The sequence below is a fragment of the Pseudoduganella sp. GCM10020061 genome, from assembly GCF_042683405.1.
Lineage (GTDB): Bacteria > Pseudomonadota > Gammaproteobacteria > Burkholderiales > Burkholderiaceae_D > Telluria.
The window spans coordinates 130,124-154,199 of sequence record NZ_JBHUJS010000011.1 but is presented as its reverse complement, the minus strand read 5'-3'; the positions used below and the strand labels follow the sequence as shown (position 1 = coordinate 154,199).

Sequence of the window (24,076 nt, the reverse complement as noted above, 5' to 3'; positions counted from 1 at the left end):
GCGCGGCCGGGGATGACGTGGCGGTTCACAAGTAGCGCATGATGTCGTTGAAGAAGGCCAGGGCCATCAGCGTGAACAGCAGCCCCACCCCAAGGCGCTGGGCAAATGCACCGACTCGCTCGGATAAGGGGCGGCCAGTCAAAACTTCCAGCGAATAATACAGTAAAAGCCCCCCATCAAGAACGGGGATCGGTAACAAATTCATCACGCCTAAGCTGATACTAATAAAGGCGATAAAGTTCAGGAAGACTTCCGGCCCCATGCGTGCGGTCTGTCCGGCGTAGTCGGCGATGGTAATCGGGCCGGTCACGTTGCGCCACGAGACCTCGCCCGTGACCATCTTGCCGATCATCGACAGGGTGCGCGTGATCGTATCCCAGGTGCTGGCGCAGGCCTTGGCGAGCGCTGCGAACGGCCCCGAAGGCGCGCTCACCATTTCCGGCGCCAGCGACAGCTCGGCGCCGATCCGGCCCTTGCCGGTCTTGGGATCGGCCTGCGGGGTGAGCGCGAGGGACAGGCGCTGCCCTGCCCGTTCGATGTCGAGCGTGAGCGGACGCCCGGCGCTGGCGCGCACGATGTCGATGAATTCGATGCCGTCCACCACCGGCCTGCCATCTACCGCCAGCACCACGTCGCCGCTGCGCAGGCCCGCGCCGGCGGCCACGCTGCCCTGCGGGACCTCGCCGATGGCGGCCTTCGGACGCCAGACCGCCAGTCCGAGCCCGGCCGCGATGTCGGACTCGACGTCGATGCGCGCGACCGCCGCGGCGGGCAATTCGGCCGTGGCAGCAGCGCCGCCGCGACGCAGCTCAAGCCGCACCGCCTCCTTCTCCAGCACCGCATCGAGCAGCGCCATGCGCAATTCCGACCAGGCCTGGACCGGTTCGCCGTTCACCGCGGTGACCACATCCCCGCCCTGCAGGCCGGCAGCCGCGGCCGCGCTCTGCGCCGGGACAGTCCGGATACGGGTGGAAGGCTCCTCGACGCCATACATATACAACCCGCTGATCACCACGATCGCGAGCAGGAAATTGGCGAGCGGGCCGGCGGCCACGATCGCAATGCGCTGCCACACCGTCTTGCCGGTGAATTCGCGTCCGCGCTCGGCCTCGCTCACCGATCCCGGCGGCAGCTCGCGCGCGTCCAGCATTTTGACGTAGCCGCCCAGCGGCAGCGCCGACACGGCCCATTCGGTCTGGTCGCGGCCGAAACGGCGCGACCACACCACCTTGCCCATGCCGATCGAAAAGCGCAGCACCTTCACGCCGCACAGGCGCGCCACGGCGTAGTGTCCCAGCTCGTGGAAAACGATCAGCGGCCCAAGGGCCAGCAGGAACGCCAGGACGGTGGTAAGGAAGGTCATCGCGCCAGGCGTGCGACCGTGCGTGCGGCGCTCTCGCGCGCCAGGCTGTCCTGGGCCAGCACGTCATCGATGCTGACGGCGCCGGTATTGGACACGTCGTCCATCGCGCGCGCGACCACGCGGTCGATGTCGCGGAAGCCGATCTGGCGGTCGAGGAAGGCCTGCACCGCAATTTCGTTGGCGGCGTTCAGCACGGCGGGGGCAGTGCCGCCGGCGCGCAGCGCGTCGAAGGCCAGCGCGAGGCAGGGGAAGCGCTCGAAGTCGGGCTGGTAGAACTGCAGGGTGCCGATCCGGGTCAGGTCGAGCTGAGCGACGCCGGAGGCGATCCGCTCAGGGTACGCCAGCGCATGCGCGATCGGGGTGCGCATGTCGGGGTTGCCCAGTTCTGCCAGCACCGAACCGTCGTTGTAGGAGACCATCGAATGGATCACCGACTGCGGATGGATCACCACCTCGATGCGCTCGGCGGGGGCGCCGAACAGCCAGTGCGCCTCGATCACCTCCAGGCCCTTGTTCATCATGGTGGCCGAGTCGACCGAAATCTTGCGGCCCATGCTCCAGTTGGGGTGCTTGCAGGCCTGTTCCGGCGTCACGTCGCCCAGGGTCTCGACGGCGCGGTTCAGGAACGGGCCGCCGGACGCGGTCAGCAGGATCTTCTCGACTCCCGCCGCTTCCGGCGAGCGTCCGTAGTGGGCCGGCAGGCACTGGAAGATCGCGTTGTGCTCGGAGTCGATCGGCAGCAGCGTGGCCTTGTTATTCGCCACCGCGTCCATGAACAGCTGGCCGGACATGACCAGCGCCTCCTTGTTCGCCAGCAGGACCTTCTTGCCGGCGGCAGCGGCGGCCATTGCCGGGCCGAGGCCGGCGGCGCCGACGATCGCGGCCATCACGGTGTCGGTGTCGGGTGAGGAAGCGATGGCGCGCAGCGCGACCTCGCCGTATTCGACTTCGGTATGCACGCCGCGCGCGCGCAGCAGCGCGGCCAGCCTGGCGGCGCCTTCGGCGTCGGCCACCACCGCGCGCTGCGGACGGAAGACCTCGCACTGCGCGGCCAGTTCGTCGATGCGGCTGTGCGCGGAGAGCGCGTAGACGCTGTACTTATCGGGATGACGCGCCAGCACGTCCAGCGTGGAGACGCCGATGGAACCCGTGGCGCCGAGGATGGTGATGCGTTGCATGGAAAGCCTTTGATTCAGAGCCAGGCGTCGATCAGGGCGGCAATCGGCAGGACCGGCACCAATGCGTCGATGCGGTCCAGCACACCGCCATGGCCGGGCAGCAGGTTGCTGCTGTCCTTGATGGCCGCGCGGCGCTTGAGCTGCGACTCGGCCAGGTCGCCGATCACGCTGGCGGCCACGAGCAGCAGCAGGACGGCGGCGAGCACCAGCCAGCCGGCCTTTGCCTGCACCTGCACGGCAAAGGTATCGGCCAGCAGCGCAGCGTCGCCGGCGAAGAAGACGGTGGCGGCCGCGATCAGCAGCACGGCGATGCCGCCGCCGATGGCGCCTTCCCAGGATTTGCCCGGCGAGATCGACACGGCCAGCTTGCGCTTGCCGAAGGCCTTGCCGGAGAAATAGGCGCCGATATCGGCGATCCACACCAGCGCCATCACGGACAGCAGGTAGACCGGCGAATGGCGGTACAGCGCGGTGATCGCCATGAAGGCGGCCACGATCGAAAGCATGTACAGGATGCCGTGGATGCGCGCCGAGCCCGATGCGATGTCCGGCAGCCCGGTCTTGAGCTTGGGCGCGAACACCAGCAGCCAGGCGGCAGCCGCCAGGCCCCACCACAGCGGCGACTGGGTCGACAGGCCGCCGGCCATCACCGGCATTGCGAACGCCAGCGTCCACAGGAGCGGCACCAGCACGGGGTAGCGCGCGTTCGGCTGCACCAGGCGGTAGGCTTCCCACAGCGCGGCGCCCATGAAGGCCAGCACCACCGCGCCGAACGCCAGCATATTCCGGTAGAACAGCACCGGCAGCAGGATGGCCAGCAGGACGACGGCGGTGAGGACCCGGGTTTTCAGCATTCAGAGCGCCTTTTCTTTTTCTGCGAGTTGTTCGCCCGTGCGGCCGAAGCGGCGCTCACGGTTCCGGTACGACGCGATCGCCAGGTCGAGGGACTCGGCGGAGAAGTCGGGCCAGTAGGTATCGGTGAAGTACAGCTCGGAATAGGCGAGCTGCCACAGCAGGAAGTTGGAGATGCGCTGTTCGCCGCCGGTGCGGATGAACAGGTCCGGCTCCGGCGCGTACGCCATTGCCAGGTGTTCGGCCAGCTGGTCCTCGGTGAACTCGGTCGCGCCCGGATGGGCGCGCGCCATTTTGGCCGCAGCCTGCATGATGTCCCAGCGCCCGCCGTAGTTGGCGCACACGGTGACGGTCAGGCGGCGGTTGCCGGCGGTGCGGCGCTCGGCTGCCGCAATCATTTCCTGCAGCTTCGGATCGAAGCGGGACAGGTCGCCCACCACTTTCAGGCGGATGTCGTTCGCATGCATCTTCGCCACCTCGCGCTCGAGCGCGGTGACGAACAACTTCATGAGCAGCGAGACTTCCTCCTGGGGGCGGCGCCAGTTCTCGGACGAGAATGCGAACAGGGTCAGGTATTCGACCCCGCGCACCACGCACGCCTCGACCACGCCGCGCACTGCCTCCACGCCCTTGACGTGGCCGGCCACGCGCGGCATGAAGCGCTTGGTAGCCCAGCGCCCGTTGCCATCCATGATGATCGCAACGTGGCGCGGTACCTCGCCTACTTCCGGCACTACGGCCGTCGAGCTTTTGAAAATCATAACGGGGCCGGCGGTCAGACCGTCAGCACTTCCTTCTCTTTTTCCACGACCATCTTGTCGACATCGGCGACGAACTTGTCGGTCAGCTTCTGGATGTCGTCCGATGCGCGGCGCTCGTCGTCTTCCGAGATGGCCTTGTCCTTGACCAGCTTCTTCAGCTGTTCGTTGGCGTCGCGGCGGATGTTACGGATCGCGATTTTCGCGTCTTCGGCTTCGCTCTTGACCAGCTTGACCATCTCCTTGCGGCGCTCTTCGGTCAGCGGCGGGGTCGGCACGCGGATGGTGTCGCCCTGCGCGGCCGGGTTCAGGCCCAGGTCGGCGTCGCGGATCGCCTTCTCGATGGTGGAGGCCATCTTCTTTTCGAACGGCGTCACGCCGATGGTGCGGGCATCGACCAGGGTCAGGTTGGCGACCTGGTTGATCGGGGTCGGGTTGCCGTAGTACTCGACCATCACGTGGTCGAGGATGCCGGTGTGCGCGCGGCCGGTACGCACCTTGGCCAGGTCGGCGCGAAGGGTTTCGATCGACTTGTTCATGCGCGTCTGCGCGTTGCTTTTCACGTCGGCTGTGGACATGCTGCTCTCCTAGTGCTTTTTATTCGGATGATATTTAAACGTGTACGAGCGTGCCCTCGTCCTCGCCCATCACGACGCGCTTGAGCGCGCCCGGCTTGACGATCGAAAACACCTTGATCGGCAGCTTCTGGTCGCGGCACAGCGCAAAGGCGGTGGCGTCCATCACCTGCAGGTGCTGGGAGATCGCATCGTCGAAGCTGATGGATTCGTAACGGGTTGCGTTCGGATCTTTCTTTGGATCGGCAGTATATACGCCATCGACCTTTGTTGCCTTGAGGACGATCTCGGCGGAAATTTCGGAGCCGCGCAGCGCGGCCGCGGTATCGGTGGTGAAGAACGGGTTGCCGGTGCCGGCGGCGAACACCACGACCTTGCCCTCTTCCAGGTACTGCAGCGCCTTCGGGCGCACGTAGGGCTCGACCACCTGCTCGATGCCGATCGCCGACATCACGCGCGCGGTGATGCCCTGCTGGCGCATGGCGTCGGCCAGCGCGAGGGCGTTCATGACGGTGGCGAGCATGCCCATGTAGTCCGCCGTCGCGCGGTCCATGCCCTGCGCGCCCGGGGCCACGCCACGGAAGATGTTGCCGCCGCCGATCACGACTGCCAGTTCCACGCCCAGTTTCGCCACTTCCGCCACGTCGGCCACCATGCGCTCGATGGTCGAGCGGTTGATGCCGTATGGATCGTCCCCCATCAGGGCCTCACCGGACAGTTTCAGGAGTACGCGTTTGTAGGCTGGTTTGGTCATTGATGGGCTCCTATTGACGATCGTGACAGTATGACAAATTTCTATTACCCCTGGCTTAAAACTTTACAGGCGGTCACCCCAGGCAGGGCATGATCCCCGCCGCGTGCGGCCCCAGGTCCCGGGATGACGACGTGCGCGCCGTCAGGGATGGCGACAGGTAATTTTTCGCCGACCCTAAAAAAACGGGCCTCTCGGCCCGCTTTCTTTATTACGCTTGCTTCGAAGCAGCCATCTGAGCTGCCACTTCCGCCGCGAAGTCGTCCACCTTCTTCTCGATGCCTTCGCCAACGACGTACATCGTGAATGCTTTCACGGTCGCGTTGTTTGCCTTCAGCATCTGCTCGATCGACTGCTTGTCGTTCTTCACGAATGCCTGGTTCAGCAGGGAGACTTCCTTCAGGTACTTCTGGACCGAACCTTCGAGGCGCTTGGCGACGATCTCTTCGGACTGGGCCGGCTTGCCTTCGGCAGCTGCCTTCTCCGCGTCTTCCTTGGCCTTGGCCGCTGCGACCGAACGCTCTTTCTCGATCAGTTCAGCAGGCACCTGCTCGGACGACAGTGCCACCGGCTTCATTGCCGCGATGTGCATTGCCACGTCCTTGCCAACCTGGTCTTCGCCTTCGAACTCGACCATCACGCCGATGCGGGTGCCGTGCAGGTACGAAGCCAGCTTGCCGGTGGTTTCGAAACGCTGGAAGCGGCGGAAAGTCATATTCTCGCCGATCTTGCCGATCAGGGCCGCACGCACTTCGTCCAGGGTCTTGCCGTCGCCAGCTGGCAGGGCTGCCAGGGCAGCCAGGTCGGCCGGGTTGTGCTCGGCGACCAGGCGCGCAGCGGTTGCCGCCAGGTTCAGGAAGTCGTCGTTCTTGGCGACGAAGTCGGTTTCGCTGTTCACTTCGACCAGCGCGCCCACGTTGCCCGCGATGTATGCGGAGACCACGCCTTCAGCGGTGATGCGTGCCGATGCCTTCGATGCCTTGCCGCCCAGCTTGACGCGCAGGATCTCTTCCGCCTTGTCCATGTCGCCAGCGGCTTCGGTCAGGGCCTTCTTGCATTCCATCATTGGTGCGTCGGTCTTCGCGCGCAGTTCGCCGACCATTGCTGCGGTAATCGCTGCCATGTGAGTTCTCCTAATTGGTGTGATACTGAAATTCTGTTTAAAAAAAAGGGGAGCCAGATGCCACCCCTTTTTCGCTGCCTGGGCGGGGGAACCCCGCCTGACAATTAAGCTTGCTCGGAAACTTCGACGAATTCGTCGCCGGATGCCTTGACCATGTCAGCGACGTCCTTGGTGGCGTTCGAACGGCCTTCCAGGATCGCGTCTGCCACGCCGCGGGCGTACAGGGTGATCGCTTTGGACGAGTCGTCGTTGCCTGGGATGACGTGGGTCACGCCTTCCGGGGAGTGGTTGGTATCGACCACGCCGATGACCGGGATGCCCAGCTTTGCAGCTTCGGTGATCGCGCCCTTGTGGTAGCCGACGTCGACGACGAAGATTGCGTCAGGAACGCCGTTCAGCTCCTTGATGCCGCCGATCGACTTTTGCAGCTTTTCCAGTTCGCGCGAGAACATCAGCGCTTCCTTCTTCGACAGCTTCTGGACCGAACCGTCTTCGATCTGTGCTTCCATGTCCTTCAGGCGCTTGATCGAGGTCTTGATCGTCTTGAAGTTGGTCAGCATGCCGCCCAGCCAACGCTGGTCGACGTAAGGAACGCCGGCGCGCTGCGCTTCAGCGGCGATGATGTCGCGCGACTGACGCTTGGTGCCGACCAGCAGGATGGTGCCGCGCTGGGCAGCGATCTGCTTGACGGTCTTCATCGCTTCCTGATACATCGCCATCGTCTTTTCGAGGTTGATGATGTGGATCTTGTTACGATGACCGAAGATGAACGGTGCCATCTTTGGGTTCCAGAAACGGGTTTGGTGACCGAAGTGGACACCGGCTTCCAGCATTTCACGCATGGTTACGGACATTGCAATTCTCCAGGGTTATGTTCTCAAATCCGCCCAGTCACCTCGAGGGCACCCTTTGAAGGCGGATTCGCGATTTACAAAAAAATATGATTTTCCAACTTGATTGCTCGAAAACCAGTTCAAGCAACCCGAGATTCTACACTGGAAGCGCCGTCATTGGCAACACCCGATCCGTTGGCGCCGATGTCCTCCAGCGGCACGATCGACAGGCGCACCTTGAGGACGCGGAGTACTGCCAGCAGGGTCTTCAAGGTGGGATTCCCTTTCGGCGACAGCGACCTGTACAAGGCCACCCTGCTTATCCCTGCCTCTTTGGCCACAACTGCCATCCCGCCGTACGCTTCCACCAATGACCGGATAGCCAGCATGGCGCCGCCCCGCTCGTCTGGATTGTCAAGCGATTCGAGCGATAGCTTCAAGACATCTACGGCAAGTTCACGATCCGCCCGGAATTGCGCCTGCGCCCACTCATCGAAGGAGTCTGGTGCGTAAAGCGGCGCCGCCGCCTTCATTTCGGTCTCACTCTCCATTCGCGCCAATACCCTTTCGCAATTCGAATGTCAGAATCCTGGGATTTTTTGGACCCACCACATAAGAGAAGAACCAACTCGTCGCCATGCTGCCCATAATAGATCCGATAACCAGGTCCAGCGTGGATACGCAGCTCGAATACACCATCGCCGATCGGCCTGTGATCGCCAAAGTTGCCACCCTTCATACGATATACTCTCGTCATGATGCGTGAGCGCCCCTGAAGGTCACGCAACGAGCCGAACCAGTCATCGAATGGAACTGAGCCATCGGGTCGCCGATATCGCTGAATTGCAAACATTGTAGCTTATAAGTTACAGATGGGCTTCGACACGCGACCAGGACGGGTCGTTTATAATTTGGACTTGTTTGCGCGCCGGCGGTTGCCGTTCAAGCGCGCCCGTCTGTTCATTCGCAAAGCGACTTATGTCCTCCATTCCTATCAAATCGCAGGCCGACATCGAAGGCATGCGCCTCGCGGGCCGTCTCGGCTCCGAAGTGCTCGACTACATCACCCCGTTCGTGAAGGCGGGCGTGACGACGGGCGAACTCGATCGCCTGTGCCACGAGTACATGGTCAACGTGCAGGGCACGATCCCTGCCCCGCTCAACTACTGCCCGCCGGGCTACACCCCGTATCCGAAGGCGATCTGCACCTCCGTCAACGACGTGATCTGCCACGGCATCCCGGGCGACAAGGTGCTCAAGAGCGGCGACTCGGTCAACCTGGACATCACCGTCATCAAGGACGGCTACCACGGCGACAACTCGCGCATGTTCCTGATCGGCGAACCGTCGATCCAGGCCAGGCGCCTGTCCGAAGTCACCTACGAGTGCATGTGGCTGGGCATCGCCAAGGTCAAGCCGGGCGCGCGCCTGGGCGACATCGGCTTCGCGATCCAGCAGCACGCCGAAAAGCACGGCTACACCGTGGTGCGCGAGTTCTGCGGCCACGGGATCGGCAAGGGCTTCCACGAAGAGCCGCAAATCCTGCACTACGGCCGCCCGGGCACCGGCGACGTCATGGAGCCGGGCATGATCTTCACGATCGAGCCGATGATCAATGCGGGCCGCCGCGAGATCCGCGAAATGAACGACGGCTGGACCATCAAGACGAAGGACCGCAGCCTGTCCGCGCAGTGGGAACACACCGTGCTGGTCACCGAAACGGGCTACGAGGTGCTGACCCTGTCCGCAGGTTCGCCGCCGCCACCTGCCTTCATCCTGGCTGCGCAGACCGCCACGGCCTGACCCATGGGCGCCGCGCTGTTGCCGTCGCTGCGCGGCGCGCTCAGGCAGCGCCTGAAGGATGAGCGCGCGGCGCACATCGCGGCGTTCCGCGCCGACGGCAAGCCCGAAAAACTGCTGCGCGGCCTGCGCGCGGCAGTCGACTCCGTCCTCACCGAAGCATTCCGCGCGGCCGAACTGCCACCCAACACGGCGCTGGTCGGCGTGGGGGGCTACGGCCGCGGCGAACTGTTCCCCTACTCCGATGTCGATGTGCTGGTCCTGCTTGGACAGCCTGCCGACGCGCTGACCGAAGCGCGGCTGGAAGCGCTGGTGCAGCTGCTGTGGGACCTGGGCCTGGAAATCGGCCACAGCATCCGCACGGTGGACGAATGCCTGTCCGAGTCGCGCGCCGACATCACGGTGCAAACCAGCCTGCTGGAAGCGCGCCTGGTCGACGGCGACGCCGCCCTGTTCGAGGAACTGCGCACGCGCTACCAGGCGGCGATGAACCCGCAGGCCTATTTCGTGGCCAAGACCACCGAGATGCGCCTGCGCCACGCCAAGTACGAGGACACCGCGTTCTCGCTGGAGCCCAACTGCAAGGAAAGCCCGGGCGGCCTGCGCGACCTGCAGGTGATCCTGTGGGTGGCCAAGGCGGCCGGCCTCGCGTGGTCGTGGAGCGAGCTGGCCCAGCGCGGGCTGATCACCAAAACCGAGGCGCGCCAGCTGATGGAGAAGGAGCGCGCGTTCAAGGACATCCGCATCCGCCTGCACCTGTACACCAACCGCCGCGAGGACCGGCTGGCGTTCGACGTCCAGACCCCGATCGCCGAGACCTTCGGCCTGCAGGCGACCGGCACCGGGCCGAACATGCGGCGCGCCAGCGAGCTGCTGATGCAGCGCTACTACTGGGCCGCCAAGACGGTGACGCAGCTGAACAAGATCCTGCTGCAGAACATCGAGGCGCAGCTGTTCCCGCAGCCGACCGTGTCCACGCCGATCAACGAGCGCTTCAACGACGTCAACCACTTCATCGACATCACGGACGACGACACCTTCGAGAAAACGCCCACGGCGATCCTCGAGATCTTCGTGCTGATGACCGGGCGCCCGGAAATCAAGGGCATGACCGCGCGCACCCAGCGCGCGCTGTGGCACGCGCGCCTGCTGATCGATGGCGCGTTCCGCGACAACCCGGTCAACAAGGCGAACTTCCTGCGCATCCTGCAGGCGCCGGTCGGCCTGGTGCATGCGCTGCGGCGCATGAACGACATGGGCGTGCTGGGGCGCTACCTGCCCACCTTCCGCCGCATCGTCGGGCAGATGCAGCACGACCTGTTCCACGTCTACACGGTGGACCAGCACATCATGATGGTGGTGCGCAATATGCGTCGCTTCACGATGACCGAGCATGCGCACGAGTACCCGTTCTGCTCGCAGCTGATCGCGAACTTCCCCAACCGCTGGCTGCTGTTCGTGGCCGCGCTGTTCCACGACATCGGCAAGGGCCGCGGCGGCGACCATTCGCACCTGGGCGCGCTGGATGCGGCGCAGTTCTGTCGCGACCACGGGATGTCCGCCGAGGACACGGAGCTGGTCACCTTCCTGGTCGAACAGCACCTGTCGATGTCCACGGTCGCGCAGAAGCAGGACCTGTCCGACCCGGACGTGGTGGAAGCGTTCGCGAAGCTGGTGAAGGACGAACGCCACCTCACCGCCCTCTACCTGCTGACGGTGGCCGACATCCGCGGCACCAGCCCCAAGGTCTGGAATGCGTGGAAGGCCAAGCTGCTCGAAGACCTGTACAACGTAACGCTGCGCGTGCTGGGCGGCGAGCCGCATTGGGCCGACAGCGAACTGAAAAACCGCCAGGAGGAAGCGCTGGCCACGCTGCGCCTGCACGGCCTGCCGCGCGACGCGCACGAGGCGCTGTGGCAGCAGCTGGACGTGGCGTACTTCCTGCGCCACGACGCCTCCGACATCGCATGGCAGACGCGCGCGCTCATGGGGCTGCTGGACAGCGACAACCCGGTGGTGCGCTGCCGCCTGGCGCCGGCCGGCGAAGGCCTGCAGGTGACCGTGTACGCCAAGGACCAGCCGGACCTGTTCGCGCGCATCTGCTGCTACTTCGACCGCAAGAACTTTTCGATCCTGGACGCCAAGATCCACACGACGAAAAACGGCTACGCGCTCGACACCTTCATGGTCACCGAGCAGAATTTCGCGCGCAACTACCGCGACATCATCAGCCTGATCGAACACGAACTGGCGGAGGCGCTGCGCTCGCAAGGGCCGCTGCCGCCGCCGACCAAGGGCCGCTTGTCGCGCCTGTCGCGCACCTTCCCGCTCACGCCGACGGTCGACCTGCGGCCGGACGAGCGCGGCCAGTACTACCTGCTGTCCGTGGCGGCCAACGACCGCACCGGCCTGCTGTATTCGATCGCGACCGTGCTCACGCGCTACCGCGTCAACCTGCATACCGCAAAAATCATGACCCTCGGCGAGCGCGTGGAAGACGTGTTCCTCGTCGACGGCGCAGTCCTTAACAACCCGCGCGTCCAGCTCCAGTTCGAAACCGACATGCTGGACGCGCTCAAGATCTAGAAGAACAGAATGACCGAACCGCTCCGCCTATCGAAACGCATGTCCGAACTTGGCCTTTGCTCGCGCCGCGAGGCAGACGAATGGATCGCCCGCGGCTGGGTGCGCGTGGACGGCAAGGTGGTATCCGAGCTGGGCTCCAAGGTGCTGCCGTCGCAGAAAATCACCGTCGAGCGCCAGGCCGCCGCCGAGCAGTCCAAGCGCGTCACGGTCCTGATCAACAAGCCGATGGGCTACGTCAGCGGCCAGGCCGAAGACGGCTACACGCCGGCGGTGGCGCTGATCAAGGCGGAAAACCGCTGGCCGGACGATCCCTCGCCGGAGCAGTTCCATCCGACCCAGCTGCGCAGCCTGGTGCCCGCGGGGCGCCTCGACATCGACTCGGTCGGCCTGCTGGTGCTGACCCAGGATGGCCGCATCGCCAAGCAGCTGATCGGGCAGGACACCACGATCGAAAAGGAGTACCTGGTGCGGGTCGAGTACACGCGCGGCCCGGGCAAGCTGCCGGACGCGGACCTGCGCAAGCTGAACCACGGACTGTGGATGGACGGGAAGCCGCTGCTGCCGGCCAAGGTACGCTGGCAGAACGAGGACCAGCTCAGCTTCACGCTCAAGGAAGGCAAGAAGCGCCAGATCCGGCGCATGTGCGAGATGGTGGGGCTGAAGGTGGTGGGCCTGAAGCGCGTGCGCATCGGCCGCGTCAAGCTGGGCGACCTGCCGGTCGGCCAGTGGCGTTACCTGCGTCCCGACGAGCAGTTCTGAAGCTGAAGTTGGGGACGGCCGCCTTCGGGCCAGCCCCGAACGTCTGTTAGTGGACCTTGAACTTGAGCTGGAACGAGAAGCCGCCGTAGAGGCGGTTCTTGTACGAGGGGATGAAGCCGACGTTCAGCCCTACCCGGCCATACTCGTAGCTCGCGGTCGGAATCAGCGCCGGAAACCACCCGCCGTCGCGCATGTTCGGATAGCCGTCAAAGCCGCCCACCACCGCGCCGAGGCGCACGCCCCTGAACTCCCACGGCTGGTAGTACAGCCCCACGTAATTCGAATAGGCCCGGTCGCTGTTGCGGAACCGCCCCGCGGTGACCGACGCCACCGTCGAGAAGCGGTACTCCGCCCCCAGTCCCCAGTTGCTGCCCGAGAGGTCCTTGTCGCTGTCGAAGTGCGCAGTCGCGAAACCCGGATTGATCCAGGTCTCCGACAGCGGCTTCGATTCGATCACGCCGGCATGGGCCGCCGAAGCGGCCACTGCAACCGCCAGCACGGCAATGCGCAAGATCATGCTGCCGCGCCCCATCATGCCTTGATCCGGCTCGCCGAAGTGGCGGCCCACCGGTACATCGTCACCAGCAGCGCGCCGCCGACCGCCAGCGCGACCAGCATGCCGACCGATTCGCCGATGGCGTCGGTCAGCGCCAGCGGTTCGCCGGTACCGGACATGACGATCAGGCCGGCCAGCCCGACGTTGAACAGGCTTTCGCCCACGATGAAGCCGGACATCACCAGCACCGCCAGGCGCGACGCCGCTTCGCCGTTTGGACGCTTGCGCATCGCTTTTTCGAACATATAGCCTGCGAACGCGCCGATGATGACCGGCAGCGTCACCGCCGACGGCAGGTAGATCGCCAGGCCCACGCCGAGCGGCGGCAGGCCGTAGCGGCCCTTGCTGCCGGACTTCAGCGCGAAATCGACCGCGACCAGCGCCAGGCCGAGCAGCGCGCCGTAGCCGACCAGGTCCCAGGGCAGGCCGCCGCCGATCACGCCCTTTGCCAGCGTGGAGATCAGCAGCGCCTGCGGCGCCGCCAGCGGCTCGTCCGAGATCGCGTTCACGTTCGGCGCGCCGGCGAAGCCGTACGACTGGTTCAGCAGCTCCAGCACCGGCGGCACCACCATCGAGCCTGCGAACACGCCGATCACCAGCGCCAGCTGCTGCTTCCACGGGGTTGCGCCGACCAGCTGGCCGGTCTTCAGGTCCTGCAGGTTGTCGTTACCGATGACGGCGACGGCCAGCACCACAGTGGTGACGAACAGCGCGTACGCGATCAGGGCCTGCGCCACGTTCGCATCGAGCAGTTCACGGCCGACGAAACCGACGGTCGCCGCCGAGCCGAGGATGGTCAGGATCGCGATGCCCGATACCGGCGAGTTGGACGATCCGATCAGGCCGGCCATGTAGCCGCACACCGCGGCGGCCAGGATGCCGGCGACCAGGATGTAGCCGACGCCCACGGCGATCAGCGGGACGGACAGCGACGCCAGCACGCCGCCTTCCAGGAAGCTTGCCATCAGCCAGCCTGCCGGCACCAGTGCCAGCAGGGTCACGACGCCGACCATGAAGATCGGCAGGTCTTTTTCCACGCGCGGAATCGATTCGTCGCCGGCCTTGATGCGGCGCGACGCCTCCATCGCGGAGGCCAGGCCGCCGATGATCGGCTTGGCCAGCGATGCCAGCGTCACGATTGCCGCGGTGCCGATGGCGCCGGCACCGATCATGCGCACCTTGGTGCTCCAGATGCCCAGCGCCTGGTCGGCCGCCGATGCTGCCGTTGCCGGCTCCATCGCGCTCAGCATCGGCACCAGCACCGCCCACGCGATCGCCAGTCCCACCAGCATTGCCATGCCGACGGTAATGCCCATCAGGTGGCCGGCGCCCACCAGCGCCAGCGAGCTGGCCGCGCCGATGCCGGTTGCGCCCGAGCCGACCTTGAAATACGTGGCCACTTCGGCCGCCATCAGTTTCATCGCCGCCAGCGAGGCGAATGCGGCCGAGGCGAGCGCGCCCCAGATGACCGCACGCAGCCCGGCCTTGCCTTCTTGCGCGCCGGAGCGGGTCGCGGTGCCGACCTTCAGCACTTCCGCCGCCGCCACGCCTTCTGGATACGGCAGTTTCGATTGCGACACCAGCGCACGCCGCAGCGTCACCGTGTACATCACCCCCAGCACGCCGCCGATCGCGCACGCGCCGAACGTGGGCCAGAATGGCACCTCGGCCCACCAGCCGATCATCAGAAGGCCCGGCAGGACAAAGATCACCGAGGCCAGCGTGCCGGCCGCCGACGCGATGGTCTGGACGAAGGTGTTTTCCTGGATCGTCGCGTCACGGAACGCCGACAGCAGTGCCATCGAGATCACGGCGGCGGGAATCGCAGTGGCGAAGGTCAGGCCGACCTTCAGGCCCAGGTACACCTGCGCCGCGGTAAAGATAAGCGTGATGAGGATGCCGAGGATCGCACCCCGCAGGGTGATTTCCTTCGGATCGGCGGATGATGCCAGGTTCATGCAGTGTCTCCAGTACTGTTATTGGTATGGGTGGAACGGTCTTGCTAGTCGTCGCCGGCGTCGAGGCCGGGGAACATTACTTCGGTAAAGCCAAAACGCGAAAAATCGCGGATGCGCATGGGGTACAGGATGCCGAGCAGGTGGTCTACCTCGTGCTGGACAACGCGCGCGTGGAAGTCTTCCGCGTCGCGCTCGATTGGCGCGCCGGCCTGGTCGAATCCCGCATAACGCAGCCGCTTGTAGCGCGGGACGCTGCCGCGCATGCCGGGCACGGAAAGGCAGCCTTCGAAGCCCTCCTCCATTTCCTCCGACAGCGGCGTGAGCACGGGATTGATCAGCACCGTCTCGGGCACCTCGGGCGCGTCCGGGTAGCGCGGGTTCTGCCTGAAGCCATAGATGACGAGCTGCAGGTTCACGCCGATCTGCGGCGCGGCCAGGCCGGCGCCGTTCGCGGCATGCATGGTGTCGAACATGTCTTCGATCAGCCGGTGCAGCTCGGGGGTGCCGAAGTCGCGCACCGGTTCGGCCACGCGCAGCAGGCGCGGATCGCCCATGCGCAGGATCTCGCGTACCGTCACTGGACGCCCCCGAGCCGCTGCAGGAAGCGCGCGTAGCCATCGGCGGTCTCGGGATGCTTGAGCCCCATTGCGGTGGTCGCCTCCAGGTAGCCGAGCTTGGAGCCGCAGTCATAGCGGATGCCCTGGTAGCGGTAGGCCAGCACGCGCTGGTCGCGCATCATGGCCGCAATGCCGTCGGTGAGCTGGATCTCGCCGCCGGTGCCGGCGCCGATGTGCTCCAGGTAGCTGAAAATCTCGCCGGTCAGCACGTAACGGCCCACCACGGCCAGCGTCGACGGCGCCACATCCGGCTGCGGCTTCTCGACGATGCCGGACACCAGTTCCACGCCCTCGCGGTAGGCGGACGCGCTGACGATGCCGTACTGCCTGGTCTGCTCGCGCGGCACGTCCTGCACGGCGAGCACGCTGCATTGCTCGTATTCGAACAGGTCCGTCATCTGCTGCAGCACCGGCTTCTGGCCGGGCGTCGTGTCCATGAAGTCGTCCGCCAGCAGCACGGCGAACGGACAATCGTCGCCGATCACCGGACGGGCGCACAGCACGGCGTGGCCCAGTCCCAGCGCGGCCGGCTGGCGGATGTAGATGCAGCTGACGTGCTTGGGAATCACGTTCTGCACCAGTTCCAGCAGCTGCTTCTTGCCGGCCGCTTCCAACTCCGCCTCCAGCTCGTAGGCCTTGTCGAAATGGTCCTCGATGGCGCGCTTGTTGCGGCCGGTGATGAACACCAGCTCGGTAATGCCCGCGGCCACCGCCTCCTCGACCGCGTACTGGATCAGCGGCTTGTCGACGATCGGCAGCATTTCCTTGGGCTGGGCTTTAGTCGCAGGCAGGAAGCGGCTGCCTAATCCTGCGACCGGGAACACGGCTTTCCTGATGGGCTTCATGCGTCCTCGCTCCTGACCGAATCCAGCAGTTTCAACAGGCCCTCCTCGTCGAGCAGGGCCACTCCCAGTTCCTGCGCCTTCGCCAGCTTGGAGCCGGCGTCGCTGCCCGCCACAACATACGAAGTCTTCTTCGAGACCGAGCCGGATACCTTGCCGCCTGCCGCCTCGATCAGGGCCGCGGCTTCGTCCCGGCTCATGGTGGGCAGCGTGCCGGTCAGGACGAAGGTCTTGCCCGTCAAACCGCCGGCGGTCTTGACATGCACGCCGTCCTTCCAGGTAAGGCCGGCTTCACGCAGCTGCATCACCAGCGCAGCGTTCTCCGCGTCGCCCAGGAATTCGGCGATCGACTTCGCGACCACGGGGCCGACGTCCTCGACCTCCAGCAGCTGGATGCCGCCCTCCCAGGTGGCCGCGTGCATCAGCGCGTCCAGGTTGCCGAAGTGCGCGGCCAGCGCCTTGGCGGTCGATTCGCCCACATGGCGGATGCCAAGCGCATAGATGAAGCGCGCGAAGGTGGTGTGCTTCGATTTTTGCAGCCCGTCCAGCACATTCTGGGCCGATTTCTGCGCCATGCGCTCCAGCGAGCACAGGCTGTCCATATCCAGCCGGTACAGGTCGGCCGCGGTCTTGACCAGGCCCTTGTCCACCAGCTGGTCGATCAGCTGCTCGCCCATGCCTTCCACATCGATCGCGCGGCGCGAGACGAAGTGCATCAGGCCGCCCTTGCGCTGCGCATTGCAGTGGGTCCAGCCGCCGGAGCAGCGCGCCACCGCCTCGTCTTCCGGCTTGACGATGGGCGAGCCGCACACCGGGCAGTTGGCCGGCATGACGAACTCGCGCACGTTGGCGGGCCGGCGCTCGGGGACAAACGACACCACTTCCGGAATCACGTCGCCGGCACGGCGCACGATGACCGTGTCGTTGATGCGGATATCCTTGCGGCGTACCTCGTCCTCGTTGTGCAGGGTCGCGTTGGTGACGGTGACGCCGCCGACCGACACAGGCGCGAGGCGCGCCACCGGCGTGATGGCGCCGGTGCGTCCCACTTGCACTTCAATGTCCTGCACGGTGGTCAGCGCTTCCTCGGCCGGGAACTTGTGCGCCACCGCAAAGCGCGGCGCCCGCGACACGAAGCCGAGCGTGCGCTGGTCCTCGAGCGCATTGACCTTGTACACCACGCCGTCGATGTCGTACGGCAGGCCGGAACGCTTGGCGCCAATGTTGCGGTAGAAGGCGGTCAGGCCTTCGGCGCCGCTCACGACCGCGCGCTCGCGGCACACAGGCAGGTTCATGCGCTCGTACCAGTCGAGCAGCGCGCTGTGCGAACCGGGCATCTCCGCGCCTTCCAGCGCTCCGATGCCGTAGGCGAAGAAGCGCAGCGTGCGCTGTGCCGTGATGCGCGAATCGAGCTGGCGCAGGCTGCCGGCGGCCGCGTTGCGCGGGTTGGCGAATTCCTTCTGGCCGGCGTCGCGCTGGCGCTGGTTCAGGCGCGCGAAATCGGCCTTGTACATCAGCACTTCGCCGCGCACTTCCAGCACGGCCGGGACATCGCCGCCGGCCAGGCGCAGCGGGATGGCCTTCACGGTGCGGATATTGGCGGTGACGTCCTCGCCGGTGCTGCCGTCGCCGCGCGTCGCGGCCTGCACGAACAGGCCGTCCTCGAAACGCAGGCTGATCGCCAGGCCGTCGAACTTGAGCTCCGCCGCGTACTCCACCTGGGGCACGCCCAGGCCTTCGCGCACGCGGCGGTCGAAGTTTTCAATGTCCTCGTCGCTGAACGCGTTGTTCAGCGACAGCATCGGGACGGTATGGGTGACCTGCTGGAAGGCCGCGATCGGCGCCGCGCCGACACGGTAGGTCGGCGAATCCTGCGACACCGCTTCGGGGTGCTCGGCCTCCAGCTGCTGCAGTTCTGCAAACAGCTTGTCGTACTCGGCGTCCGGGATGGTCGGGGCGTCGAGTACGTGGTAAGCGAAGATGTGCCGGTTCAGTTCCTGCGTCAGCCACGCCATGCGGGCGAGGTGGTCGGGCTGCTTGTGCATCAGGAGAACAGGCGCAGCGCGCGGGTCGAACCGGCCGGAATGTCGGCCTGGGCCATCTCTTCGTAGAATTCGAGCACCTGGCCATTGATGGCGGCGATCGCCTCGTCCGACAGCGGCTGGTTGCTGTCGTCGACGATGGTGGCGTCAAGGCGCGCCACCAGCGACCTGGCGCAGGCGATCATCGCGTTGAAACCATCGCGCGATGGCGCCACGCAGGGCACGTCAAGCAGCAGCGTCAGCTGCGAGGTGGTCTCCTCGGCCAGCGTCACGTTGGTCGAGAGCGAGAACAGGTGGCCGCCCTCGCCGTCCGGCATGACGAAGCGGCCGTCCGGACGCACGTCGAAGCCCTGCTTTTCCAGCGCGCCGATCAGGGTCGGGATCGCCCACGGCGCGCCGTTCGACAGCAGGTTCACGCCCAGCTGGGCGTCGTGGCCGGCCACGAAGCGGTGCAGGTTGCGCGCCTCGGCCATCACTTCGATCATGTCAGGAATCTGCGGCTCGGCACCGATCTCGTCGGCCATCGAGCGCAGGCGCGTGACCAGTTCCGAGTATTCCAGTTCGTTCAGCGCGGTGGTGCGGCTGGCCATCTGCACGCCGGCCTGCAGCTTCGTATATACGCTGCCGTGGCGGATCGGCTCCCAGTCGCCGGAGACGGCCATGCCGATATAGTGGATCGGCTTGTTGCCGACATGGCGCAGCGTCTGCAGCACCGGCAGCACCTTGTCGCCGCGCACCGCGACTTCGAGCTCCAACGGGATCAGCACGTCGATCAGCGGGTCGACCATGCTGGTGGCCAGCTCCGATGCCGGCACGCCCTCGTCGGCGCCCTGCACCACCGGCTCGTCCAGTACCGGCTCGGCTTTGTCCTGCGCGCCGGCGCCGATGTCGAGCGAAGGCTCGGCGCGGTCGCCGGGCCCCTTCATCAGCACGTCGTCGTGGTCCGACGAGAACGCGCGCTCGACGCTCTTGCGCGCCTTGTACTCGTGGTACTTGTTGTAGCCGATTACGACGGCGACGAAAACGCCCGCCGCGGCGAGCAAACTCATTTGAAGGTCGTCTGTCATGCTGCTTGTGCCTCTGTAGCGAAATGGGCGGCGGACTCCATGTCCACCGCCACGATGCGCGATACGCCCTGCTCCTGCATCGTCACACCGATCAGTTGATTGGCCATCTCCATCGCAATCTTGTTGTGGGAGATGAAAAGGAATTGGGTATGGTCGGACATGCGCTTGACCATGCGGCAGAAGCGCTCGGTATTGGCGTCGTCCAGCGGCGCGTCCACCTCGTCGAGCAGGCAGAATGGCGCCGGGTTCAGGCGGAACATCGAGAACACCAGCGCGGTCGCGGTCAGCGCTTTTTCGCCGCCGGACAGCAGGTGGATGGTCGCGTTCTTCTTGCCGGGCGGCTGGGCCATCACCTGCACGCCGGCGTCGAGGATCTCGTCGCCGGTCATGACCAGCTTGGCATTGCCGCCGCCGAAGAGGATCGGGAACAACTCGCTGAAGTGGCTGTTCACGCGGTCGAACGTGTCCTGCAGCAGGTCGCGCGTCTCCTTGTCGATCTTGGAGATCGCATCTTCCAGCGTGGTGATTGCCTCGGTCAGGTCGGCGTTCTGCGCGTCCAGGAAGTTCTTGCGTTCGGACGCCTGCGCCAGCTCGTCGAGCGCGGCCAGGTTGACCGCGCCCAGCGCGGCGATCGCATTGGTCAGGCGCGTCACTTCGGCCTGCAGGTACTGCGCCTTCATGTCCGGGGTGAGTTTTTCGGCCAGCACCGCTTCGTCGGCGCCGGTGGCCGCCAGCGCCTCGGCGAACTGCTCCTGGTTCAGGCGCGCGGCCTGCTCCTTGAGCTGCATCTCGGTGATCTTGTCGCGCAGCGGCTGGAGGCTGCGCTCGGACGACATGCGCGCTTCCTCGGCGTGGCGCAGCTGCTGCGCTACCTGGTCAAGCTCATGGCGCGCATCGGCCAGCGCGCGCTCCTGCGCCGAGCGGCGGTCCAGCAGTTCCTGCAGTCCCTCGTTGGCGGTGGCCGAATCGAGCGACTCCAGCTCCTGGTGGCCCAGCTCCAGGCTTTCGGCGACCTGGTCGGCCTGCTGCGCGGCAGTGGCGATATTGCGGCGCAGCTCCTCGATCTTGCTGCGCTGTGACTTCTCGGCGAACTGCGCTTCCTGCGCGGCGCGCTCGAGGTCGCGCTGGCGCTGGCGCGCGTCGGCGAGCGCCTGTTCCTTTTCCATGAACGCGGTCTGGCCGTCCTCGTGCGCGCCCTGCAGCTCGGCCAGCTCCATGTCGAGCTGTTCGAACTGCTGTTCGGACTCGGCGCGCACCTGCTGCTGCTCGGCTTCCTGCGCCGCGATTTCGGCCAGGTCGGCTTCGATCTGGCTGCTGCGCTGGTTGAAGCGGGCCTCGATCTCGGATTGCTTGACCACGTCGATCTGCAGCGCGTGCACCGACTGGGTCAGCGCCGACGCTTTCGCGCGCGCTTCCTGCAGCCTGCGCGCCAGTTCCGACACGGCCGCTTCGGCACGCACCGAGCGCGAACGCGCTTCCTCGGCCAGCATGTGCTGCGCGCGCAGCTGCTTGCCGATGTTCTCGATTTCCTGCAGGCGCGACAGCGTGCCGTCGCTCTCGGCGTCGGCCGCGTAGAAGCGCACCGACGACTGGGTGACGATGTGGCCTTGCGGCGTCACGAAGCAGGCGCCGGCCGGCAGCCTGGCCCGGTCGTACAGGGCGCTCTGCGCATCGTCCGCCACGAACACGTCGTGCAGCCAGTCGTTCATCAGGCCGCGCAGGCCCGGCTCGTTCAGCTTGAGCAGGGACGCCAGCGGTTTCAGGCCCGGGACTTCATGCGGCGTCGCCGGCGTCACCGACGGCGCGTACATAGCCAGGCGCGATGGCGGCGCATCGCTGAAGAATGACTTGGCCCACTCGATGTTGGACATTTCGAGCGCGCCGGTGCGCTCGCGCAGCACCGCTTCGATCGCGGTCTCCCAGCCCTGCTCGATGTGCAGCTTCTGGTACAGGCGCGGCAGCTTGCCCAGCTCGTGCTTGTCCAGCCACGGCTGCACCTTGCCTTCGGTCTGCATGCGTTCCTGCAGCTGCCTGAGCGCGGCGAGGCGCGCTTCCAGCTGCGCGTTGGCGGCGGTTTCCTTCTGCACCAGTGCGGCGGCGGCGCTGCGTTCCTCGTCGAGCTGCGCCTGCTGCTGCACGGCTTCCTCGAGGATCATCTGCTGCTCTTCCAGCGCCTGCTGCTTTTCCTCCAGCTGCATGCGCAGGTTGGACAGGTGCGCGCTGTCCGGCAGGTTCAGGCCGTTCTTTTCCTGCTGCAGGCGATCGCGCCGGCTGGCCAGCTGCGACAGGATGTTGGAGGCGTTGCGCTGGTGCGCCGATTCCAGTTCGATGCGCTGCTGCAGCTGCAGGATGCGCTCGCGCGATGCGGTCGACTTCTGCTGCGCTTCGCGCCAGGCCGCTTCCAGGCCGGGAATGCGCTCATGCTGCTGCTCCGCCTCGACCTGGGACTGCTCGACGCGGGCGGACAGCTCCTCCAGCGTGAACTCGGCTTCCTCGAGCTGCGCCTGGTAGGCCTCGCGCTGCGATTGCCATTGCGCGCGCTGGGCCTGCAGGGTGCCGATCTGGTTCTGCAGGCGGGTGCGCGACTCGATCACGTACTTGATCTGCGCTTCCAGGCTGCCGATTTCGGAATTGGTCTGGTACAGGTGGCCCTGCGCGGTGTGCAGGCGGTCGCCGACGGCAAAGTGGGCCTGGCGCATCTGCTCCAGCTCCAGTTCCACGTGGCGCAGCTTGGCGGTCTGGCCTTCCAGCGCGGTCTGGGCCTGCTCCATCTCGAGGAAGTAGCGCTTCTGCTCGGCCTGCGCTTCGGTCTTGCGCAGCAGCCAGAGCAGCTTCTGCTTTTCTTCCTGGTCGGCCTGCAGCGCATGGAAGCGGGTGGCGACGACAGCCTGCGCCTCCAGCTTTTCCAGGTTGGCGTTCAGTTCGCGCAGGATGTCCTCGACGCGCAGCAGGTTCTCGCGGGTGTCGTGCAGGCGGTTCTCGGTCTCGCGGCGGCGCTCCTTGTACTTGGAGACGCCCGCGGCTTCCTCGAGGAACACGCGCAGCTCTTCGGGACGCGACTCGATGATGCGCGAGATCATGCCCTGGCCGATGATCGCGTACGCGCGCGGACCGAGGCCGGTGCCGAGGAAGATGTCCTGGATGTCGCGCCGGCGCACCGGCTGGCCGTTGATGTAATAGGTGGAGGTGCCGTCGCGCGTGAGGGTGCGCTTGACCGCGATCTCGGCGTACTGGCTCCATTGGCCGGCAGCCTTGCCCATGCTGTTGTCGAACACCAGTTCGACCGATGCGCGGCCAGCCGGCTTGCGGTAGGTGGAGCCGTTGAAGATCACGTCCTGCATCGACTCGCCGCGCAGCTCGGAGGCTTTCGATTCGCCCAGCACCCAGCGCACCGCATCGATGATGTTGGACTTCCCGCAGCCGTTCGGTCCGACCACGCCCACCAACTGCCCCGGGACCTGGAAATTGGTGGGATCGACAAACGACTTAAATCCCGACAATTTAATGGAAGATAGACGCACGTTCTCGACAGTTAACAGCCAGTCAGGCCAAATCGGTTAGAGGGACAGACAAATGTGGGCCATCATACCATTTAATGGTTGCCCTTCGGCCAATAACAGCCATAGCCGCGGAGCACTTCCGGCGGCTTGCAGCGCACCGTGTAGGGCTGGCGCTTGGGCTGCCAGCTCCAGCGCTGGTAGGGCCGGTCGTGGCCGGCGAGTTTCATCGCCAGCACCGTGATCCACTTCTCGGTATCCACCGGTTCGCGCTCCGGCTTCAGCAGGACCAGCGCTGCGCACAGTGCCAGCAAGACGACGCGCAACTGGATGCGCGGCTCGTGCAGGGCGCGCTGGATGAACAGCAGCGCGACCGCGGTGCCGAGCGCAAAGCCGAACAGGGATTCGGACACGGTATGGGCGCGGACCTCATAGCGCGACCAGGAAGCGAGCAGGCCGATCGCCATGCCGGCGACGACCGCGGCGTTGAGGACGCGCTTTTTCCCCGAGTCCTGGAACAGCAGGAAGCAAACGACCGGGAAAATCGCCGCGGCACGCGCCGCGTGTCCCGAGATACCGGCCATGCCCCACTCCCGGATCCCGATGCCCCAGCCGAGGAAGGCCACCTTGGTGGCGACCACGATCAGCATGCCTGAGCCGAACAGCAGGCACCAGTACAGCGCAAGGGAAATGCGGCCGCGGGCTGCCATCAGGACAGCGACCAGCACGGCGAGTGGGCCGGCGAATGACAGGCCGCCAAGGGCGGTGGCTAACTTCCAGAACTCCATTGAGACTTTCGAGTGGCGATGGTGAATTGTAGCAACGATGCAAGAGGGCTAACGGTTCTGTTGGACTGGCGAAGGGGGCGATGCAGCGTGGACGCGCTGCCTTGCGATGGAACAAATGCAGCTGAGCAAGT

General features: G+C 65.6%; 21 protein-coding genes. 3 read left to right on the top strand and 18 right to left on the bottom strand.

The features are described 5' to 3' along the window. Positions 1–25 precede the first annotated feature (25 nt). The 10 genes from rseP to ACFSQR_RS14990 all read right to left on the bottom strand — a co-directional run bounded on the left by rseP (position 26) and on the right by ACFSQR_RS14990 (position 8,190). Positions 26–1,363: an RIP metalloprotease RseP gene (gene rseP / locus ACFSQR_RS15035; protein ID WP_377730752.1), complete on the bottom strand. Its 1,338-nt coding sequence runs from the start codon at positions 1,361–1,363 to the stop codon at positions 26–28. Next, complete coding sequence (ispC, locus tag ACFSQR_RS15030; protein ID WP_377730751.1) at positions 1,360–2,541, bottom strand: 1-deoxy-D-xylulose-5-phosphate reductoisomerase; 1,182 nt, start codon at positions 2,539–2,541, stop codon at positions 1,360–1,362. The genes rseP and ispC overlap by 4 nt, the downstream gene beginning before the upstream one ends. A gap of 14 nt (positions 2,542–2,555) precedes the next feature. Then, positions 2,556–3,395, bottom strand: coding sequence for a phosphatidate cytidylyltransferase (locus ACFSQR_RS15025; RefSeq protein ID WP_377730750.1), 840 nt, complete (start codon positions 3,393–3,395; stop codon positions 2,556–2,558). Continuing rightward, entirely contained in the window at positions 3,396–4,154 is a 759-nt protein-coding gene (gene uppS / locus ACFSQR_RS15020) for a polyprenyl diphosphate synthase (protein ID WP_377730749.1), read from the bottom strand. A 14-nt stretch (positions 4,155–4,168) separates the two neighbouring features. Beyond that, positions 4,169–4,729 carry a ribosome recycling factor gene (gene frr, locus ACFSQR_RS15015; RefSeq protein ID WP_377730748.1) on the bottom strand — a complete coding sequence of 187 codons (561 nt, stop codon included), beginning with the start codon at positions 4,727–4,729 and terminating at the stop codon, positions 4,169–4,171. Positions 4,730–4,763: 34 nt separating this feature from the next. Continuing rightward, a complete protein-coding gene (gene pyrH, locus ACFSQR_RS15010) occupies positions 4,764–5,480 on the bottom strand; it encodes a UMP kinase (RefSeq protein WP_377730747.1) in 717 nt (238 codons plus the stop codon). Between the two features lie 208 nt (positions 5,481–5,688). Next, positions 5,689–6,600: a translation elongation factor Ts gene (gene tsf, locus ACFSQR_RS15005; protein WP_377730746.1), complete on the bottom strand. Its 912-nt coding sequence runs from the start codon at positions 6,598–6,600 to the stop codon at positions 5,689–5,691. A 104-nt stretch (positions 6,601–6,704) separates the two neighbouring features. After that, the gene (gene rpsB, locus ACFSQR_RS15000; RefSeq protein ID WP_377730745.1) at positions 6,705–7,454 is read right to left on the bottom strand and encodes a 30S ribosomal protein S2; all 750 of its coding nucleotides are present in this window, start codon (positions 7,452–7,454) and stop codon (positions 6,705–6,707) included. Between the two features lie 119 nt (positions 7,455–7,573). Further along, positions 7,574–7,966, bottom strand: a complete 393-nt coding sequence (locus ACFSQR_RS14995) for a DNA-binding protein (protein WP_377730907.1) — start codon at positions 7,964–7,966, stop codon at positions 7,574–7,576. Continuing rightward, on the bottom strand, positions 7,963–8,190 hold the full coding sequence (locus ACFSQR_RS14990; RefSeq protein WP_377730906.1) for a type II toxin-antitoxin system RelE/ParE family toxin: 228 nt from the start codon (positions 8,188–8,190) through the stop codon (positions 7,963–7,965). The genes ACFSQR_RS14995 and ACFSQR_RS14990 overlap by 4 nt, the downstream gene beginning before the upstream one ends. A gap of 221 nt (positions 8,191–8,411) precedes the next feature. Between ACFSQR_RS14990 and map the strand changes: the two genes are divergently transcribed. Genes map through ACFSQR_RS14975 form a run of 3 tightly spaced genes read left to right on the top strand, consistent with a single transcriptional unit; the run spans position 8,412 to position 12,578 of the window. Beyond that, positions 8,412–9,236, top strand: coding sequence for a type I methionyl aminopeptidase (gene map / locus ACFSQR_RS14985; RefSeq protein WP_377730744.1), 825 nt, complete (start codon positions 8,412–8,414; stop codon positions 9,234–9,236). Positions 9,237–9,239: 3 nt separating this feature from the next. Continuing rightward, a complete protein-coding gene (locus ACFSQR_RS14980) occupies positions 9,240–11,819 on the top strand; it encodes a [protein-PII] uridylyltransferase (protein ID WP_377730743.1) in 2,580 nt (859 codons plus the stop codon). A gap of 9 nt (positions 11,820–11,828) precedes the next feature. Beyond that, positions 11,829–12,578 (top strand): pseudouridine synthase, encoded by a 750-nt coding sequence (locus ACFSQR_RS14975; protein ID WP_377730741.1) that lies wholly within the window; start codon positions 11,829–11,831, stop codon positions 12,576–12,578. 46 nt (positions 12,579–12,624) lie between these two features. Here the strand turns inward: ACFSQR_RS14975 and ACFSQR_RS14970 are convergent, their stop codons facing one another. The 8 genes from ACFSQR_RS14970 to ACFSQR_RS14935 all read right to left on the bottom strand — a co-directional run bounded on the left by ACFSQR_RS14970 (position 12,625) and on the right by ACFSQR_RS14935 (position 23,945). Further along, complete coding sequence (locus tag ACFSQR_RS14970; RefSeq protein WP_377730740.1) at positions 12,625–13,113, bottom strand: hypothetical protein; 489 nt, start codon at positions 13,111–13,113, stop codon at positions 12,625–12,627. After that, entirely contained in the window at positions 13,110–15,092 is a 1,983-nt protein-coding gene (locus tag ACFSQR_RS14965; RefSeq protein WP_377730739.1) for an OPT family oligopeptide transporter, read from the bottom strand. The genes ACFSQR_RS14970 and ACFSQR_RS14965 overlap by 4 nt, the downstream gene beginning before the upstream one ends. A 44-nt stretch (positions 15,093–15,136) precedes the next feature. Then, positions 15,137–15,670, bottom strand: a complete 534-nt coding sequence (def, locus tag ACFSQR_RS14960) for a peptide deformylase (RefSeq protein ID WP_377730738.1) — start codon at positions 15,668–15,670, stop codon at positions 15,137–15,139. Further along, positions 15,667–16,554, bottom strand: coding sequence for a UTP--glucose-1-phosphate uridylyltransferase GalU (galU, locus tag ACFSQR_RS14955; RefSeq protein ID WP_377730737.1), 888 nt, complete (start codon positions 16,552–16,554; stop codon positions 15,667–15,669). The genes def and galU overlap by 4 nt, the downstream gene beginning before the upstream one ends. Then, positions 16,551–18,596, bottom strand: coding sequence for an NAD-dependent DNA ligase LigA (gene ligA / locus ACFSQR_RS14950; RefSeq protein WP_377730736.1), 2,046 nt, complete (start codon positions 18,594–18,596; stop codon positions 16,551–16,553). Before ligA ends, galU begins: the two co-directional genes overlap by 4 nt. Beyond that, the gene (locus ACFSQR_RS14945) at positions 18,596–19,642 is read right to left on the bottom strand and encodes a cell division protein ZipA C-terminal FtsZ-binding domain-containing protein (RefSeq protein WP_377730735.1); all 1,047 of its coding nucleotides are present in this window, start codon (positions 19,640–19,642) and stop codon (positions 18,596–18,598) included. The genes ligA and ACFSQR_RS14945 overlap by 1 nt, the downstream gene beginning before the upstream one ends. Positions 19,643–19,656: 14 nt before the next feature. Then, a complete protein-coding gene (smc, locus tag ACFSQR_RS14940; protein ID WP_377730734.1) occupies positions 19,657–23,181 on the bottom strand; it encodes a chromosome segregation protein SMC in 3,525 nt (1,174 codons plus the stop codon). 71 nt (positions 23,182–23,252) lie between these two features. After that, positions 23,253–23,945 carry a phosphatase PAP2 family protein gene (locus ACFSQR_RS14935; RefSeq protein ID WP_377730733.1) on the bottom strand — a complete coding sequence of 231 codons (693 nt, stop codon included), beginning with the start codon at positions 23,943–23,945 and terminating at the stop codon, positions 23,253–23,255. Positions 23,946–24,076: the final 131 nt, after the last annotated feature.

Coding starts and splice junctions, on each gene's coding strand:
- rseP (WP_377730752.1), bottom strand. CDS start 1,363: ATGACCTTCCTTACCACCGTCCTGGCGTTCCTGCTGGCCCTTGGGCCG.
- ispC (WP_377730751.1), bottom strand. CDS start 2,541: ATGCAACGCATCACCATCCTCGGCGCCACGGGTTCCATCGGCGTCTCC.
- ACFSQR_RS15025 (WP_377730750.1), bottom strand. CDS start 3,395: ATGCTGAAAACCCGGGTCCTCACCGCCGTCGTCCTGCTGGCCATCCTG.
- uppS (WP_377730749.1), bottom strand. CDS start 4,154: ATGATTTTCAAAAGCTCGACGGCCGTAGTGCCGGAAGTAGGCGAGGTA.
- frr (WP_377730748.1), bottom strand. CDS start 4,729: ATGTCCACAGCCGACGTGAAAAGCAACGCGCAGACGCGCATGAACAAG.
- pyrH (WP_377730747.1), bottom strand. CDS start 5,480: ATGACCAAACCAGCCTACAAACGCGTACTCCTGAAACTGTCCGGTGAG.
- tsf (WP_377730746.1), bottom strand. CDS start 6,600: ATGGCAGCGATTACCGCAGCAATGGTCGGCGAACTGCGCGCGAAGACC.
- rpsB (WP_377730745.1), bottom strand. CDS start 7,454: ATGTCCGTAACCATGCGTGAAATGCTGGAAGCCGGTGTCCACTTCGGT.
- ACFSQR_RS14995 (WP_377730907.1), bottom strand. CDS start 7,966: ATGAAGGCGGCGGCGCCGCTTTACGCACCAGACTCCTTCGATGAGTGG.
- ACFSQR_RS14990 (WP_377730906.1), bottom strand. CDS start 8,190: ATGACGAGAGTATATCGTATGAAGGGTGGCAACTTTGGCGATCACAGG.
- map (WP_377730744.1), top strand. CDS start 8,412: ATGTCCTCCATTCCTATCAAATCGCAGGCCGACATCGAAGGCATGCGC.
- ACFSQR_RS14980 (WP_377730743.1), top strand. CDS start 9,240: ATGGGCGCCGCGCTGTTGCCGTCGCTGCGCGGCGCGCTCAGGCAGCGC.
- ACFSQR_RS14975 (WP_377730741.1), top strand. CDS start 11,829: ATGACCGAACCGCTCCGCCTATCGAAACGCATGTCCGAACTTGGCCTT.
- ACFSQR_RS14970 (WP_377730740.1), bottom strand. CDS start 13,113: ATGATGGGGCGCGGCAGCATGATCTTGCGCATTGCCGTGCTGGCGGTT.
- ACFSQR_RS14965 (WP_377730739.1), bottom strand. CDS start 15,092: ATGAACCTGGCATCATCCGCCGATCCGAAGGAAATCACCCTGCGGGGT.
- galU (WP_377730737.1), bottom strand. CDS start 16,554: ATGAAGCCCATCAGGAAAGCCGTGTTCCCGGTCGCAGGATTAGGCAGC.
- ligA (WP_377730736.1), bottom strand. CDS start 18,596: ATGCACAAGCAGCCCGACCACCTCGCCCGCATGGCGTGGCTGACGCAG.
- ACFSQR_RS14945 (WP_377730735.1), bottom strand. CDS start 19,642: ATGAGTTTGCTCGCCGCGGCGGGCGTTTTCGTCGCCGTCGTAATCGGC.
- ACFSQR_RS14935 (WP_377730733.1), bottom strand. CDS start 23,945: ATGGAGTTCTGGAAGTTAGCCACCGCCCTTGGCGGCCTGTCATTCGCC.